Consider the following 13,573-nt stretch of genomic DNA (forward strand, 5'->3'; position numbering starts at 1 on the left):
GGATCCGCGCTGGCGCCCATCGCGGATGGGGTGCTGGTGGTCGACGCCGAGGGGCGCCTCGTGTTCGCGAGCGAGTCCATGCGAGCGATCGCGCGGTGCCCTCTCCCGCCAGGCCTGGATGTTCGGCAAGCGGTGACGACGGCGGTCGTGCGCCACCGGGACGGTCGGACCATGCCCTGGGGCGAGATGCCCCTCGCGCGGGCCCTCGGCGGCGCGACCGTCGTTGACGAGGTCCTCTGGTTCGATGCGCTGGGAGCCCCCGATCGTATGGTCGCGGTGACGGCGAGCCCCGTCCTCGACGACGCGGGCGTGGTCTCCGGCGCGTACGTCCTCCTGCGCGACATCAGCAGCCAGCTACGCGCCGAGGAGGCGCTGCGGCGAAGCGAAGCCCGGTTCCGCCACCTCGTGGAGACGATGCCGGACGTCATCTTCTGTCAGGACCTCGACCTCCGTTATACCGAAATTCGCCTCCCGTACCCCGCGCTCAGCCCGGAGGCGGTGGTCGGTCGGACCGATATCGATATTTTTCCGCCGGAGTCCGCCGCGGAGCTCACGGCCATCAAGAAGGCCGTCCTCGCGACGGGGAAGGGCGTGCGCACCGAGACGTGGCTGCCGATCGGCGAAGAGCGCCGGTGCTTCGACGCCTTCTACGAGCCGCAGCGCGACGCGAGCGGGCGGCTCGTCGGGGTCGCGGCCTTCGCGCGGGACATCACGGAGCGCAAGAAGGTCGAGGAGGCGCTCGCGCAGAAGACGCGGGAGCTCGAGGCGGTCCTCTCGGCGCTGCCCGATCTCTATTTCCGGCTGGACGCCGAGGGCACGTACCTCGATTGCAGGGCCGGGCGCATGGCCGACCTCTATCGCCCCGCGGAGGAGATGCTCGGCAAACGAATCCGCGACGTGTTGCCGCCGGAGCTCGCCCACCGCATCGAATCGGCCCTCGCGGAGGTGCTCACCACCCAGCGCCTCGTCACGCTGGAGTACGACCTCGTATGGGCCGAGCGCACGCAGACCTTCGAGGCGCGCCTATTGCCGCTCGTCGAGGACCAGGTCGTCGCGGTCGTCCGCAACATCACGCCCGAACGGCGGGCCGCGGCGGAGCGCGAGCGGCTCCTCGCGCGAATCCAGACCGAACGCGGGCTGCTCGAGGCCGTGCTGCGCCAGATGCCCTCCGGCGTGAACATCGTCGACGCGCAGGGGACGTTCCTCTTCATGAACAACCAGAGCAGGGGCATCTTCGGGCCGCAGCCGGCGAGGGCGACCATCGCCGATTTCGCGAAGATCGTCCTGTTTCGCGAGGGCGAACGGTGCGCCGTCGACGATTTCCCGCTCTCGCGCGCGCTCCGCGGCGAGACCGTGCGGGACGAAGAGTACGTGTACGAGCGCCAGGACGGCGTCGTCATCGAGATCAGCATCAGCGCGGCGCCGGTCGTGGATCGCGAGGGGCGCATCGTCGCCGCCGTGACCGTATTCTCCGACATCACCGAGCGAAAACGAATGGAGCACGCGCTCGCCTCCGCGCGCGCCGAGGCGGAGCACAAGGCGGCCGAGCTCCACGCGCTCCTCCGGAGCATGGCCGAGGCGGTGACGGTCATCGACGGCCAGGGCAACGTGGTCCTGCAAAACCAGGCGAGCCGCGTGCTCGAAGGTGATTCGATCTCCCACGTCCGCGAGGTCAATGGACGGACGCGCTTGTTCTCGACGAGCGGCGCCCGCGTGCCCTGGGAGGAATATCCTTCCCAGCGGCTCTTGCGCGGCGAATCCATCACGGAGGCCGAATACGTGGTCGAGTCCCCCGATGGAACACGCCGCAACGTGCTCGTGAGCGCGAGCGCCGTCCAGGACGGGGTCGTCCCGATATCGCTCGGCGTGATCGTCTCGCGGGACATCACCGAGATCCGGCGGCTCGAGGCGGCGAGGGAGGACGTCCTGCACGCCATTTCGCACGACCTGCGCCAGCCCATCACCGTCATGATGTCCGCCGCGCAGATGCTCCGGCGCGCGCTCGCGCGGGCCCAGATGGAGCGCGAGGTGTTCATCGTCGACCGCGTCGTCACCGGCGCCCGGCGGATGGCCTCGATGATCGACGACCTCGTCGACTCGGCGCGGCTCGACTCTGGCCAGCTCCCGCTCCACGTCGAGCGTTGTGAGCTCCTGCCCGTGGTCATGGACATCGTCTCTCGCGCGTGGACGGCGCAGGACCAGGCGCGCCTGCGGATCGAGCACCCGCCCGAGGGCCTGCCCCCGGTGACGCTCGATCCGGCGCGCTTCGAGCGGATCTTCGTGAACCTCGTCGGCAATGCGCTCAAATACTCCCCGCCCGACGAGCTCGTGACGATCGGTATCGAAAAATGCGACGCGGAGATCGTGATCGTGGTGCGAGATCGCGGCTGCGGCGTGCCGGCCGAGGAGATCCCCCACCTCTTCGAGCGGTATTACCGCGCGAGGACGGGCAAGAAGATCGAGGGGATCGGGCTCGGTTTGTTCATCGCCCGCCAGCTCGTCGAGGCGCACGGCGGGCGAATCTGGGCGGAGAGCGAGGTCGGCAAGGGCAGCACGTTCGTCTTCACGCTGCCGCTCTCGCGCGACCCTCGAGGCTGACCGGGCTTCGGTTCACTTCGCCGCCGTCTTCTCCGCCTGCTTCCGCCAGACCTCCTCCAGCCCCACGTCCAGAAAAACATCGTAATCGAGCCCCGGGTACGCATTCATCATGCGCTCCTTGACCCGATCGATCGCCCCTGCGGGCGGCGGCATCGTGGGTTTTTCCTTCGCCACCTCCTCGATCAGCCGGCGCAGATACCCGGCGCGTCCGGATCTCGTGCACCTCCGGGATCTTCGCGAGCACCTCGGCCGACGTGACCACCCGGATGCCCCGCGCCTGGGCCGGCTCGACGTGGCCTCGTTCGGCGCCTGGGCCCCCCCCGCAGGCGGGCAGGGCCGCGCTCAGGAGCAGCAGGCAAAACAAGCGCGAGATGGTGCGGTAGAGGCGCATGGCCCGGAGGGTAATCGATTTGGGGGGCCGACGTGCAAGACGGAAGCGGGATCTGCAATCGTATTTCGTGAAGGTAACGTTTACGTTTCCGTTGACCTCGGGCCGGCTCCGGCATTTCATGGCCACCGGGGCGAACGGGGGGAGGTGGCTCATGGATGGGGCCGAGATCGCTGCGCGATCGGACGTTTCACGGCTCGAATCACGCGTCGCGGAGCTCGAGCGCGCGCTCGCGGCGTCGAGGGAGAGCGAGCGGCGCTGGCGCTTCATGGTGGATGGAAGCGACGACGGCGGCTGGGACTGGGATCTGCGGACGAACGAGGCCTTCATGAGCCCGAGCTGGTTCGAGATGCTCGGCCTCGCGCCCGGGGAGATGCCCTCGAGCGCCGAGACATGGACCTCGCTCATGCACCCGGACGACGCCGCCGAGGTGTGGAAGACGCTGCAGAGCTTCCTCGAAGGCCGCATCCCGACCTACCACCTCGAGTATCGCATGCGCCACAAGACGAACGGGTGGGTGTGGGTGATGAGCCGCGCGAAGGTGTTCGAGCGCGACGAGAGCGGCCGGCCCATCCGCATGACGGGCACGCTCCGCGACATCACCGAGCGCAAGCAAATGGAGGAGGAGCGCGCGAGCTTCGCGCAGAGCCTCATCGAGGCCCAGAAGCAGGCCTTGCTCGAGCTCGGGACGCCGCTCATCCCCATCGCGGAGCACGTGGTGCTCGTGCCGCTCATCGGCGTCGTCGACCCCGCGCGCGCCGAGCACCTCTTGCAGACGTTGCTCGCCGGCGTGGGAAACCACAACGCCCACACGGTGATCCTCGACATGACCGGCGTCCGCATCGTCGACGCCGTCGTGGCCGACGCGCTCGCCCGCGCCGCCCGCGCGGTCGCGCTGCTCGGCGCGAAGGTGGTCATCACCGGCATGCGGCCCGAGGTCGCGCGGACGCTCGTGGAGATCGGCGCAGACCTCGGCTCGATCGTGCTGCTCGGCAACCTGTGGAGCGGCGTCGAGTACGCGCTCCGCCCGAGCGCCAGACGAGAGCGGCCGCCGGCCCCGCGGGTGAGCGCCGCGTCCGGTTTTCACCGGCGGGCGAAGGTCATGCCTTGAAGTCGGCGCCGGAGAGGCCGTGCTTGCGCAAGAGGTCGTGGAAATCCGTGCGGTTGCGTCCGGCGAGTTTCGCCGCGGCGCTGACGTTGCCGCCCGCGCGCCGGAGCGCCTCCACGAGGTAGGCGCGCTCGAACGAGTCCCGCGCGGCGCGCAGCGGCGGCAGCGGGGCGCTCGGCTCGGCGAGGCTCGGGAGCACGATCGGCGGCTCCACCTCGGAGAGCTCCGCCGCCTCTTCGCCCGGCGTCGACGCGGCCTGCGCGCGCGCGGGTGTCGCCAGCGTCGCCAGGATGTGCTGCGGGCGAATACGCTCGTCCTGGCAGAGCAGGATCGCGCCCTCCATGACGTTCGCGAGCTCGCGGACGTTGCCCGGCCAGGCGTGGGCGAGCAGCACGCGCAGCGCCTCGGGGGAGATGTGCGGCTCGGGCAGGTTGTACCGCGCGGCCGAGCGGCGCAGGAAGAGCTCGGCGAGCAGCGGGATGTCGTCCTTCCGCTCGCGGAGCGGCGGCATGACGATCGGCACCACGTGCAGCCGGTAGAAGAGGTCCTCCCGGAAGCGGCCGGCCGAGACCTCGGCGCGGAGATCACGGTTCGTCGCGGCCACGATCCGCACGTCGGCGTCCTCCTCGGCCGGCGATCCGACCTTCGAGAAGCGCTTCTCTTGCAGCACGCGCAGGAGCTTGACCTGCACGGGGGGCGGGGCCTCGCCGATCTCGTCGAGCAGGAGCGTGCCTCCACGCGCCGCCGCGAAGAGGCCGTCCTTGTCGCGGCTCGCGCCCGTGAAGGCGCCGCGGACGTGACCGAAGAGCTCGCTCTCGAGGAGCTCCGCCGGCAGCGCCCCGCAGTTGACCGCGATGAACGGCCGCGCCTTCCGCGCCGAGAGCGCGTGGATCGATCGCGCCGCGAGCTCCTTGCCCGTGCCCGACTCGCCGAGCAGGAGCACCGTCGCGTCCGCGGGCGCCACGCGCGTGATCCGCTCGCGCACGGCTGCGATGCTGTCGCTCGTCCCGAGCAGCCGGATGTCGCCGCTCGTATCACCCACGATGCGCCGCAGGCCCGCGACCTCGCGCTTGAGCCTCCCGCTCTCGATGGCGTGCGCGAGCTTCTGGAGGAGCTCGTAGTCCTGGAAAGGTTTGGTCAAAAAGCCGTAGGCGCCGCGCTGGATCGCGAGCACCGCGGTCTCGATCGTCCCGTGCGCCGTCAGGATGATGACCGGCAGATCGGGCGTGCGCTTCTGCAGCTCGGCGAGCACCTCGATGCCGTCGGCGTCTTCGAGCCGCAGGTCGAGGATGATCGCGTCGACGCTCCCTTGCTCGATCGCCTCGAGCCCTCCACGCGCGGAGAACTCCGTGCTGACGCGGTAGCCGTGGTGCTCCAGGCGGTACGAGAGCAGCTCGCAGAGGTGGGGCTCGTCGTCGATGACGAGGATGTGCGGGCGCGGGGCGTCGAGCTCGTCCTTCCTCATGGGCTGCCTGGACAATTTATCACACGCGCGCGGGGAGGGCCTGCGTCGTGGGCGCCTCGGCGTCGATGGGCAACCAAATGCGGAAAACCGCGCCTCCTGTGGGGGCGTCCGAGGCTTCGATGTCGCCGCCGTGCGCCCGGGCGATCTCCCGGGCGAGGGCCAGGCCGAGGCCGATGCCCACGCGCTTCGGGGAGGTCTCCACGCTGTGGGTCACGAATGCGTCGAAGAGGACCGCGCGGATCTCGGGCGGGATGCCCGGCCCCTCGTCGGCGACGCTGATGCGCGCCCAGGCTCCGGCCGTCCCGCCGGGGCCTTCGGGCACGCTGTCCCGGCGGACCATCACGCGCTGGCCGTTCTTGGAGACGGAGACGGCGTTGCGCAGGACGTTCGCGATGGCGCGCTCGACGAGCACCGGGTCGAGGCAAGCCTTGGCGATCTCGCCGGGCGTCTCGACCTCGACGCGTACGCCTCGCTCGTGGGCGTCGAGGTCCTCGTCGCGGACCGCGCTCCAGAGGACCTCGTCCACGGAGGCGCCGGGCTTGCGCTGGATGGGCACGCCGGCGCGCAGCCGCGACAGATCGAGAAGCGTGGTCACGGTGCGGATCTCGCGCTCGCAGGCCACCTGCGCGATCTGCACGATGCGCCCTTGCCGCTCGTTCAGCTTGCCGCCTGCGCCGTCGGACAGGAGCGCGAGCGCCTCGCGGATCTTCGTGAGCGGCGTGCGCATCTCGTGCGAGACCGAGGCGAGGAAGCCTTGCTTGAGCGACTCGAGCTCCGCCAGGCGGCGGCGCATGGCCTCCATCTCCTGGCCGAGCTCGACCACCTCGCGTGGCCCCTTCGCCGCGATGGTGACGGTGAAGTCGCCCCGGCCCACGCTGCGGACGCTCGAGGACAACGAGGCGAGGGGCTGCGTCACCGTGCGGGCGATCCGCTGCGCGAGCAGCACCGACACGATACACGCCACGAGCGCGAGCACGATGCCGCCTTGCAGCGCCGAGGCCGCGGCGCGGCCGGACTCCTCGTCCTTGCGGAGGAGCGCGGAGTGCAGCTCGAACATGCGGGAGATCCAGGCGTCCGTGAGCTTCTCGTCGAGCCGCTCGCGCTCGAGCCGCGTGGAGTTGGTGGTGAGGTCGGCGCAGGTGTCGACCGCGGAGACGCGGGCGGCGAGCTGCTGGTAGCCGCGGACCGCCTCCAGCATCGAGTCGCGCACGGGTTTGTCGGCGCTCGCGAGCACGGTGTTCAGGTCCCGCAGGCGCTCCTGGATGGTGGCCGCGACCTCCGCGGAGACGTGCTCTTTCTCGCATCTCATGGCGCCGCGGCGGATGGCGACCTCGACGGACCACGCGGCGCGGTGGACGGCCTCCTCGGTGTTCAGCGAGCCCAGCTCGGCGTCGCGCACCTCCTTCAGCGACGAGCTGATCCGCGCGAGGGATGCGAGCATGACGAGCAGCGCGCAGAGCATGACGCCGACGGGGAGCGCGTGCGAGAGGACGAGCCGCGAGACGAGCCGCATCGAGGACTCCGTGAGGACCTGGAAAACGCCGCCTGGACGGCGAGCTTACTTCGTGGACGTTAGCTGACACGGCGCCTGGGCGGGCGCCATTGTCTCTGATTGCCGACACTGTCGGAAAGCGCCGTCGAATTCGCGTCGGAGGTCGCCGACGGGATCGGGGCCTCGCCCAGGCGCGTCGTGTGTTCCCCGGGGATCTGCGGGCGGCGCGGCTGGCACGATACGTGAACATACGACACCGGGTCGAATGAGGGACCACACGCTCGAGGTGTCGATTCCGCCGGCGTGTCCCGTTCCTCGTTTTCCCTCCTACGGGGAACGAGCAGCCGGGCGCGGCTCGGCCATGCGGTTTCACGCGAAGGGATGTTGATGTCTGTCGCTCTCCACACGCCGCCCACGATCTTTTCGATGCGCCACGTGCCGAGCTGGCTCTTGCTCGCGCTCGCGGGCGGGGCCGTCAACGCGGGCGCATTCATGGCTTGCCAGCGCTTCGTCACGCACGTCACGGGCTTGACCACGCAGCTCGGTATGGATATCGGGCTGTGGAGCCTCATGGCGGAGTATGGCGTGGTGGTGCTCTGCTTCATCGCGGGCGCCGGGGCCTCCGTGCTCGCGCTGGAGGGCCGCCACCAGCGCGGCAAGGAGCCATTACACGCGGTTCCGCTGGTGCTCGTGTCGTTCGTGCTCGCGGGGGTCGCGGTGGCCGGTCATGTGGGGACCTTCGGGCCGTTCGGCGCCTCGGTCGAGCAGCCCACGGACTTCCTGCTGCTGTCGCTCCTGAGCTTCGCCATGGGGCTGCAGAACGCGACGGTCGCGACGAGCACGGGGATGGCCATCCGGACGACCCACATGACGGGGCCGGCGACGGATCTCGGCGTGCACCTCGCCACCTCGTTCTTCACGGAAGGGGAGGCCCGGCGCAACGCGCTGCGGGGCGCCGCGTTGCGCGGCGGAAAGATCATCGCATTCGCGACGGGCGGGGCCTTGATGGTGCCGGTCGTGCATGCCGGCGGCTACCTGGCGTTCCTGTTCCCCGGGATGACCATCGTGGCCGCGACCGCCCTGAGCTTCATCCCCGGCTTCAGCGTCGAGGCGAGGCCCTCGCCGCCTGCGCTGAGCCGAAACCATCGCATCGCATAAGTGAACTCTCACGCGTCAGCCGAATGAGGAAGCCATGACGACCCTGCCGAATTACCCGACACCGGACGAGCTTTCTTTCGGGCGCGCGGAGAGCACGCGCGCGCGCGGCGGCAAAGAGGAGCCGACGCTCGCGAACCCCGAGGTCGTCCTGGCGCGCGCCGAGGGCGTGTTTACCCACTCGATCCACCAATCGCGCCTCGTCTCGGCCGTTTGTTTCTTCGTCGCCGCGGCGCTGGCCGTCTTCGGGCTCTCGACGAGCTTCATGATGGTCTTCCTCGCGTTCGCCGTGCTCGTGGCCTTGGCGAGCCCGCCGCTCGCCCTGCGCGAGTTCCGCCTGGAGATCGAACGAGCGGCGCGATCGCAGGGCCTGCCCGTGGCCGCCGCGCGCCACGTGGCGGCCGAGAAGACCGCTGCCTTCCGCGCCAAGCGAGCGCGCGGCGAGCTCCTCGAGGGCGAGGCCGATCTCGGCTGACCGCCACGCTCACGTTCTCCTGCCCCCGCCCCCGCCTTCCGTTTCTGCCTGCCCGCGCGCCTCTCCTGGCGCGGATGTCCTGACAGCCCGCGTCGTATCGACCTAGATGACGCATGGGGGTTCATGACAGACCACGGACGAGCGGGCCCGAGGAGGGACTGGGAAGGCGAGATGTTCCGGCTCCTGGTCGAGAACGTCGTCGATTACGCCATTTTCATCCTCGATCCGCAGGGCATCGTCCTGAGCTGGAGCAAGGGGGCCGAGCGGCTCCTCGGCTATCGCGAGGACGAGATCGTGGGGCGACCCATCGACGTCACCTTCACCCCCGAAGACCTGCAAAACGGCATGCCCCGGCGCGAGCTCGACGAGGCCCTGGCGACCGGCCGAGGTGACGACGATCGATGGCACGTCCGCAAAGACGGGACGAGGTTCTGGTCGAGCGGCGTCGCGACGCCGCTGCTCGACGAACGCGGCCACCTCCGCGGTTTCGCCAAGATCATGCGGGACCGGACCGACTACAAGCGGACGGAGGAGGCCGAGCGCGAGCGGCAGCGGCAATTGCAGCTTTTGACCAACCACGTCCCGGTCCTGATCGCCCATTGCGACATCGAAGGACGCTTCAAATACGTCAACAAACCCTACGCCGCCCGCCACGGCCTCGAGCCCGCCGACGTCGTGGGCAAACACGTCCGCGACGTGCTCGGCCCGGCCGGATACGCGACGATCGCGCCGCACGTGGACGCGGTCCTCCGGGGGGAGCGGGTCGAGTTCGAGACCGAGATCCTCATCGAGGGGATCGGCCCGCAGGTCATACGGTGCGCGTACGATCCGGAGTTCGACGAGGAGGGGCGGCTCCAGGGGTTCGTCGCCGCCCTCGTCAACGTGACCGAATCCAGGCAGGCGAGGAACGCCCTGCGCGAGACCGAGGAGCGGCTGCGGACCCTCAGCGACAACCTGCCGCGCGGCGCTGTCTATCAAATGGTGGCCGACAGCTCGGGGGGCAGGCGATTTCTTTATATCAGCGCCGGCATCGAGGCGGTCCTCGGGGTCACGCCTGCCGAGGTCCTGGCGGACGCCTCCACGATATATCGCCTCATTCACGAGGACGACGTCCCTCACATGCGCGAGCAGGAGCTGGTCGCCATTCGTGAGCTCGTCCCTTTTGATGGCGAGTTCCGGATGTGGACCCGCTCGGGCGGCGTCGTGTGGGTTCATTGCCGCTCGGCCCGCCGTCGTTTGTCGACCGGACAGACCATGTGGGAAGGCATCTTCATGGACGTGACGGACCGCAAGCAGGCCGAGCAGGCCCTGCGCGAGGCCGCCCGCCGCAAGGACGAGTTTCTGGCCATGCTGGCGCACGAGCTCAGAAACCCGCTGGCGCCGATCCGGACGGCCGCGCAGGTCCTCCGGATGCTCGGCGTCGCCGACCCGAGGGCCGAGCGATCCACGAAGATCATCGAGCGCCAGGTGGAGCACATGAGCCGGCTCGTCGACGATCTCCTGGACGTCAGTCGAATCACGAGCGGCAAGATCAAGCTCCAGAAGGGGCGGGTGGACCTCGCGACGGTCGTGGCGCCGGCCGTCGAGACGGCGCGGCCGCTCATCGACGCCCGCAAGCACGAGCTCTCGATCGAGCTGCCGCCCGAGGGTGTCTGCGTGTACGCCGACCCGACGCGGCTGACCCAGATGGTCGAGAACCTCCTGACGAACGCCGCCAAGTACACGGAGGAGCGCGGGCGGATCACGCTCGCCGCCACGCGCGAGGGGGACACGGCGGTCCTCCGCGTGCGGGACACGGGCATGGGCATCCCCCAGGAGATGCTGACGAAGGTCTTTGATCTCTTCACGCAGGTGGACCGCTCGCTGGCCCGATCGGAGGGCGGGCTCGGGATCGGGCTGACGCTGGTGAAGAACATCGCCGAAATGCACGGGGGCACGGTCGCGGCCTTCAGCGAAGGCAGAGGCAAGGGCAGCGAATTCGTGGTTCGTTTGCCGATTTCAGGAGAGGCAAAGGCCTAGGCGGGACGGAAACTTCGCGCTACCTTGGTTCGTCCCACGATGCACCTCGACCTCGACGCGATGAGCTTGACGGAGATCATCCGGCTCCAGACCGAGCTCTCGCAGGTCCTCACGCGGCGTTTCGAGCGGCCGCTCGCGCTCGGGTTCACGGACATCGTGGGTTCGACCGCGTATTTCGCCCGCTTCGGCGACAAGGCGGGCCGCGCTTTGCAGCAGCTCCACCACGACCTCCTCTGCGAGTCGATCCGCCCCTTCGAGGGCCGCATCGTCGACGTCGCGGGCGACGGCGCGTTCACCTGCTTCGCGAGCGTCGAAAAGGCCGTCCGTGGGCTCGTCGTGTTCCTCGAGCGCGCCGCGCGGGTGAACGAGACCCGCAGCCACGAGCACCGCCTCGTGGTCCGCCTCGGCGTGCACTTCGGCCCCGTGCTCACGGACGGCGTGATCGTCTCGGGCGACGCGGTGAACCTCTGCGCCCGCATCACCTCCACGGCCGACCCCGGCGAGCTCCGCCTCTCGGCCTCTGCCTTGCGCGAATCGCCGCCCGACATCCGCGTGCGCGCCTTCCCCGTCCCGCCCGTGGTCGTCCGGGGCCACCCCGAGCCGCTCGTGCTCTTTCGCTTCGATTGGCGCGACGAACACCGCCTCCCCGGCTCCGTGCTCGTGCGCGAGACGGGCGACACCTTCGTATTGCCGCGGCAGGACCTCATCAGCTTCGGTCGATTGCGGGGGGACGAGGGGACGCGGGGGAACGACGTGGTCCTCTCGCTGCGTGATACGAAGCTCGAGCAGCGCGTGAGCCGCTGGCATTTCGAGCTCAGGCGAAAGCCCGAGGGATACGTGCTGCGGCCGCTGTCGCGGCAGCCGACGGAGGTGGACGGGCGGAGGGTCGAGGCGCATGGGGAAGCGCTCATCCAACCCGGGTCGATCGTGCGGCTCTCGAAGGCGGTGACGCTGGAGTTCCTGGCGAGGCAGGAGGCGGCCCCGGGCAATGCCTCGCCGACGCTGGAGCCGCGTTCGGGCTGAATACACGAGGCCGGGTGATGGCGGCCGGCCGCTCGCTGGTCTATATCGGCGGCCTGGCCATGCCTCCGCACGAAACCATCCTGCTCTCGCGCTCCGATGTCCGTTCCCTCCTGTCGATGGATGCCGCCATCGCCGCGGTCGAGGCCGCGTTCGAGGCCCACGGGCACGGACGCGCGCTCATGCCGCCGAAGGTCTACCTCGAGCTCGACGCCTACCACGGCGATCTGCGCGCCATGCCCGCCTACGTCGACGGCGCCGCCGGCGTGAAGTGGGTCAACTCCCACCCGGAGAACCCTGCGCGCTTCGACCTGCCCGCCGTCATGGGCATGTACATCCTCTCCGACCCTGCGACCGCGCTGCCCCTCGCCGTCATGGATGCCACGCTCCTCACGGCCGTGCGCACCGGCGCCGCCGCCGCGATCGCCTCGAAGCACCTCGCGCCGCGACCGCCGAAGACCGTTGGCTTCGTCGGGTGCGGCGTGCAGGCGCGCACGCTGCTCGAGGCGCATCGCGCCGTCTACGGCGACACGTTCGAGGTCCTCTGCGCCGACGTCTCCGAGCACGCCGCGCGCGCCTTCGCCGACGAGGCGCGCGGCCGTGTCGTCTCCCTCGAGGAGGCCTCCGGCGCCGACGTCGTGAATGCCTCCACGCCCGCGCGCGCGCCCGTCGTCAAGCGCGCCTGGGTGAAGGAGAACGCGCACGTAAATGCCATCGGCGCCGACGCGCACGGCAAGCAGGAGCTCGAGCCCGCGATCCTGCTCGCGGGCCGCGTCGTCATCGACGACTGGGAGCAAGCCACGCACAGCGGCGAGGTGAACGTCCCGCTGCAAACGGGCGAGCTCCGCCGCGAGCAGATCCACGCGACGCTCGGCGAGATCCTCGCGGGAAAGCGCCCTGGACGAGGAGATGCGCCCCTCACGGTGTTCGACTCGACGGGGCTCGCCGTACAAGACGTCGCGCTCGCCCGGGTCGTGCACGCCGCCGCGCGCGAGCGTGGCGTCGGCACGGGCTTCGACTTCTTCCGCTGATACCATGGGTGTGGCGCCCCCGGGGGGGTCGCCTTCTTTCTTGAAGGAGCGCCACATCCATGAAGGTGTTCATCGTTCATGCGCATCCCGAGCCGAAGAGCTTCAACGCGTCGATGACGCGCCTCGCCGTCGAGGTCTTCGAGGGCGGAGGGCACGACGTCGTCGTCTCGGATCTCTACGCGATGGGATGGAACCCCGTCACGGGGCCGCACAACTTCACGTCCCGCAAGGACCCCGCCGTCTTCAAGCAGCAGATCGAGGAGGCCCACGCCGTCGAGACGAACGGCTTCTCGCCCGACGTGCAGGCCGAAATCGAAAAACTCTTCTGGTGCGACGCGCTGATCTTCCAGTTCCCCCTGTGGTGGTTCGCGATGCCCGCGATCCTCAAGGGCTGGGTCGATCGCGTCTACGCCTTCCAGCGCGTCTATGGCGGCGGCAAGTGGTACGACCACGGCACCATGCGCGGCAAACGCGCCATGGCCTCCGTCACGACCGGCGGGCCCGCCTCGATGTACGAGGAGACCGGCCTCGCCGGCGACATGAACATGCTGCTCGCCCCCGTCAACCAGGGCGTCTTCCGCTACGTCGGCTTTGACGTCCTGCCGCCCTTCGTCGCCTGGTCGCCGGCCCGCAGCGCTGAAGCGGATCGCGCCCGCATGCTCGCCGCCTACCGCGAGCGCCTGCTCGCCTGGGAGAACACGCAGCCCATCACCTACCCGCCGCTCTCTGCCTACGATCCGTCGTTCCGCCTCAAGCGCGCCTGACGGGCGCCGGCAAGAACACTCGTGCTTTCTGCCGGGGGGCAAGAGATACTCGCGCCCC

11 protein-coding genes are annotated in these 13,573 nt (G+C 69.7%); 8 read left to right on the forward strand and 3 right to left on the reverse strand.

The window, feature by feature from the left end:
- The first annotated feature begins 30 nt into the window (after positions 1 to 30).
- Entirely contained in the window at positions 31 to 2,598 is a 2,568-nt protein-coding gene (locus tag GF068_RS27455; protein ID WP_170319707.1) for a PAS domain-containing protein, read from the forward strand.
- 12 nt (positions 2,599 to 2,610) lie between these two features.
- On the opposite strand, the gene GF068_RS27460 is transcribed toward GF068_RS27455, so the two are convergent.
- Positions 2,611 to 2,772, reverse strand: coding sequence for a hypothetical protein (locus tag GF068_RS27460; RefSeq protein ID WP_153822437.1), 162 nt, complete (start codon positions 2,770 to 2,772; stop codon positions 2,611 to 2,613).
- Positions 2,773 to 3,140: 368 nt separating this feature from the next.
- Between GF068_RS27460 and GF068_RS27465 the strand changes: the two genes are divergently transcribed.
- Complete coding sequence (locus GF068_RS27465) at positions 3,141 to 4,097, forward strand: PAS domain-containing protein (protein WP_170319708.1); 957 nt, start codon at positions 3,141 to 3,143, stop codon at positions 4,095 to 4,097.
- On the opposite strand, the gene GF068_RS27470 is transcribed toward GF068_RS27465, so the two are convergent.
- The gene (locus GF068_RS27470; RefSeq protein ID WP_153822439.1) at positions 4,087 to 5,559 is read right to left on the reverse strand and encodes a sigma-54-dependent transcriptional regulator; all 1,473 of its coding nucleotides are present in this window, start codon (positions 5,557 to 5,559) and stop codon (positions 4,087 to 4,089) included. The two genes, GF068_RS27465 and GF068_RS27470, sit on opposite strands and share 11 nt — an antisense overlap.
- 19 nt (positions 5,560 to 5,578) lie before the next feature.
- Entirely contained in the window at positions 5,579 to 7,072 is a 1,494-nt protein-coding gene (locus GF068_RS27475) for a HAMP domain-containing sensor histidine kinase (protein WP_153822440.1), read from the reverse strand.
- 366 nt (positions 7,073 to 7,438) lie between these two features.
- On the opposite strand from GF068_RS27475, the gene GF068_RS27480 reads away from it, so the two are divergent.
- The 6 genes from GF068_RS27480 (at position 7,439) to GF068_RS27505 (ending at position 13,515) form a co-directional block, all read left to right on the forward strand.
- Entirely contained in the window at positions 7,439 to 8,209 is a 771-nt protein-coding gene (locus GF068_RS27480; RefSeq protein WP_170319709.1) for a YoaK family protein, read from the forward strand.
- Between the two features lie 34 nt (positions 8,210 to 8,243).
- A complete protein-coding gene (locus GF068_RS27485) occupies positions 8,244 to 8,681 on the forward strand; it encodes a hypothetical protein (protein ID WP_153822442.1) in 438 nt (145 codons plus the stop codon).
- A 171-nt stretch (positions 8,682 to 8,852) separates the two neighbouring features.
- On the forward strand, positions 8,853 to 10,700 hold the full coding sequence (locus GF068_RS27490) for a sensor histidine kinase (protein ID WP_170319710.1): 1,848 nt from the start codon (positions 8,853 to 8,855) through the stop codon (positions 10,698 to 10,700).
- A 39-nt stretch (positions 10,701 to 10,739) separates the two neighbouring features.
- The gene (locus GF068_RS27495; protein WP_153822444.1) at positions 10,740 to 11,723 is read left to right on the forward strand and encodes an adenylate/guanylate cyclase domain-containing protein; all 984 of its coding nucleotides are present in this window, start codon (positions 10,740 to 10,742) and stop codon (positions 11,721 to 11,723) included.
- A gap of 59 nt (positions 11,724 to 11,782) precedes the next feature.
- A complete protein-coding gene (locus GF068_RS27500; protein WP_153822445.1) occupies positions 11,783 to 12,751 on the forward strand; it encodes a Rossmann-fold NAD(P)-binding domain-containing protein in 969 nt (322 codons plus the stop codon).
- Positions 12,752 to 12,810: 59 nt separating this feature from the next.
- Positions 12,811 to 13,515, forward strand: coding sequence for an NAD(P)H-dependent oxidoreductase (locus GF068_RS27505; protein WP_153822446.1), 705 nt, complete (start codon positions 12,811 to 12,813; stop codon positions 13,513 to 13,515).
- Positions 13,516 to 13,573: the final 58 nt, after the last annotated feature.

This window comes from Polyangium spumosum (assembly GCF_009649845.1).
Lineage (GTDB): Bacteria > Myxococcota_A > Polyangia > Polyangiales > Polyangiaceae > Polyangium > Polyangium spumosum.

Bases quoted from the DNA above. Each gene is read 5' to 3' on its own strand.
- GF068_RS27480 (WP_170319709.1), top strand. From the start codon at position 7,439: ATGTCTGTCGCTCTCCACACGCCGCCCACGATCTTTTCGATGCGCCAC.
- GF068_RS27485 (WP_153822442.1), top strand. From the start codon at position 8,244: ATGACGACCCTGCCGAATTACCCGACACCGGACGAGCTTTCTTTCGGG.
- GF068_RS27475 (WP_153822440.1), bottom strand. From the start codon at position 7,072: ATGCGGCTCGTCTCGCGGCTCGTCCTCTCGCACGCGCTCCCCGTCGGC.
- GF068_RS27495 (WP_153822444.1), top strand. From the start codon at position 10,740: ATGCACCTCGACCTCGACGCGATGAGCTTGACGGAGATCATCCGGCTC.
- GF068_RS27490 (WP_170319710.1), top strand. From the start codon at position 8,853: ATGTTCCGGCTCCTGGTCGAGAACGTCGTCGATTACGCCATTTTCATC.
- GF068_RS27470 (WP_153822439.1), bottom strand. From the start codon at position 5,559: ATGAGGAAGGACGAGCTCGACGCCCCGCGCCCGCACATCCTCGTCATC.
- GF068_RS27500 (WP_153822445.1), top strand. From the start codon at position 11,783: ATGCCTCCGCACGAAACCATCCTGCTCTCGCGCTCCGATGTCCGTTCC.
- GF068_RS27465 (WP_170319708.1), top strand. From the start codon at position 3,141: ATGGATGGGGCCGAGATCGCTGCGCGATCGGACGTTTCACGGCTCGAA.
- GF068_RS27505 (WP_153822446.1), top strand. From the start codon at position 12,811: ATGAAGGTGTTCATCGTTCATGCGCATCCCGAGCCGAAGAGCTTCAAC.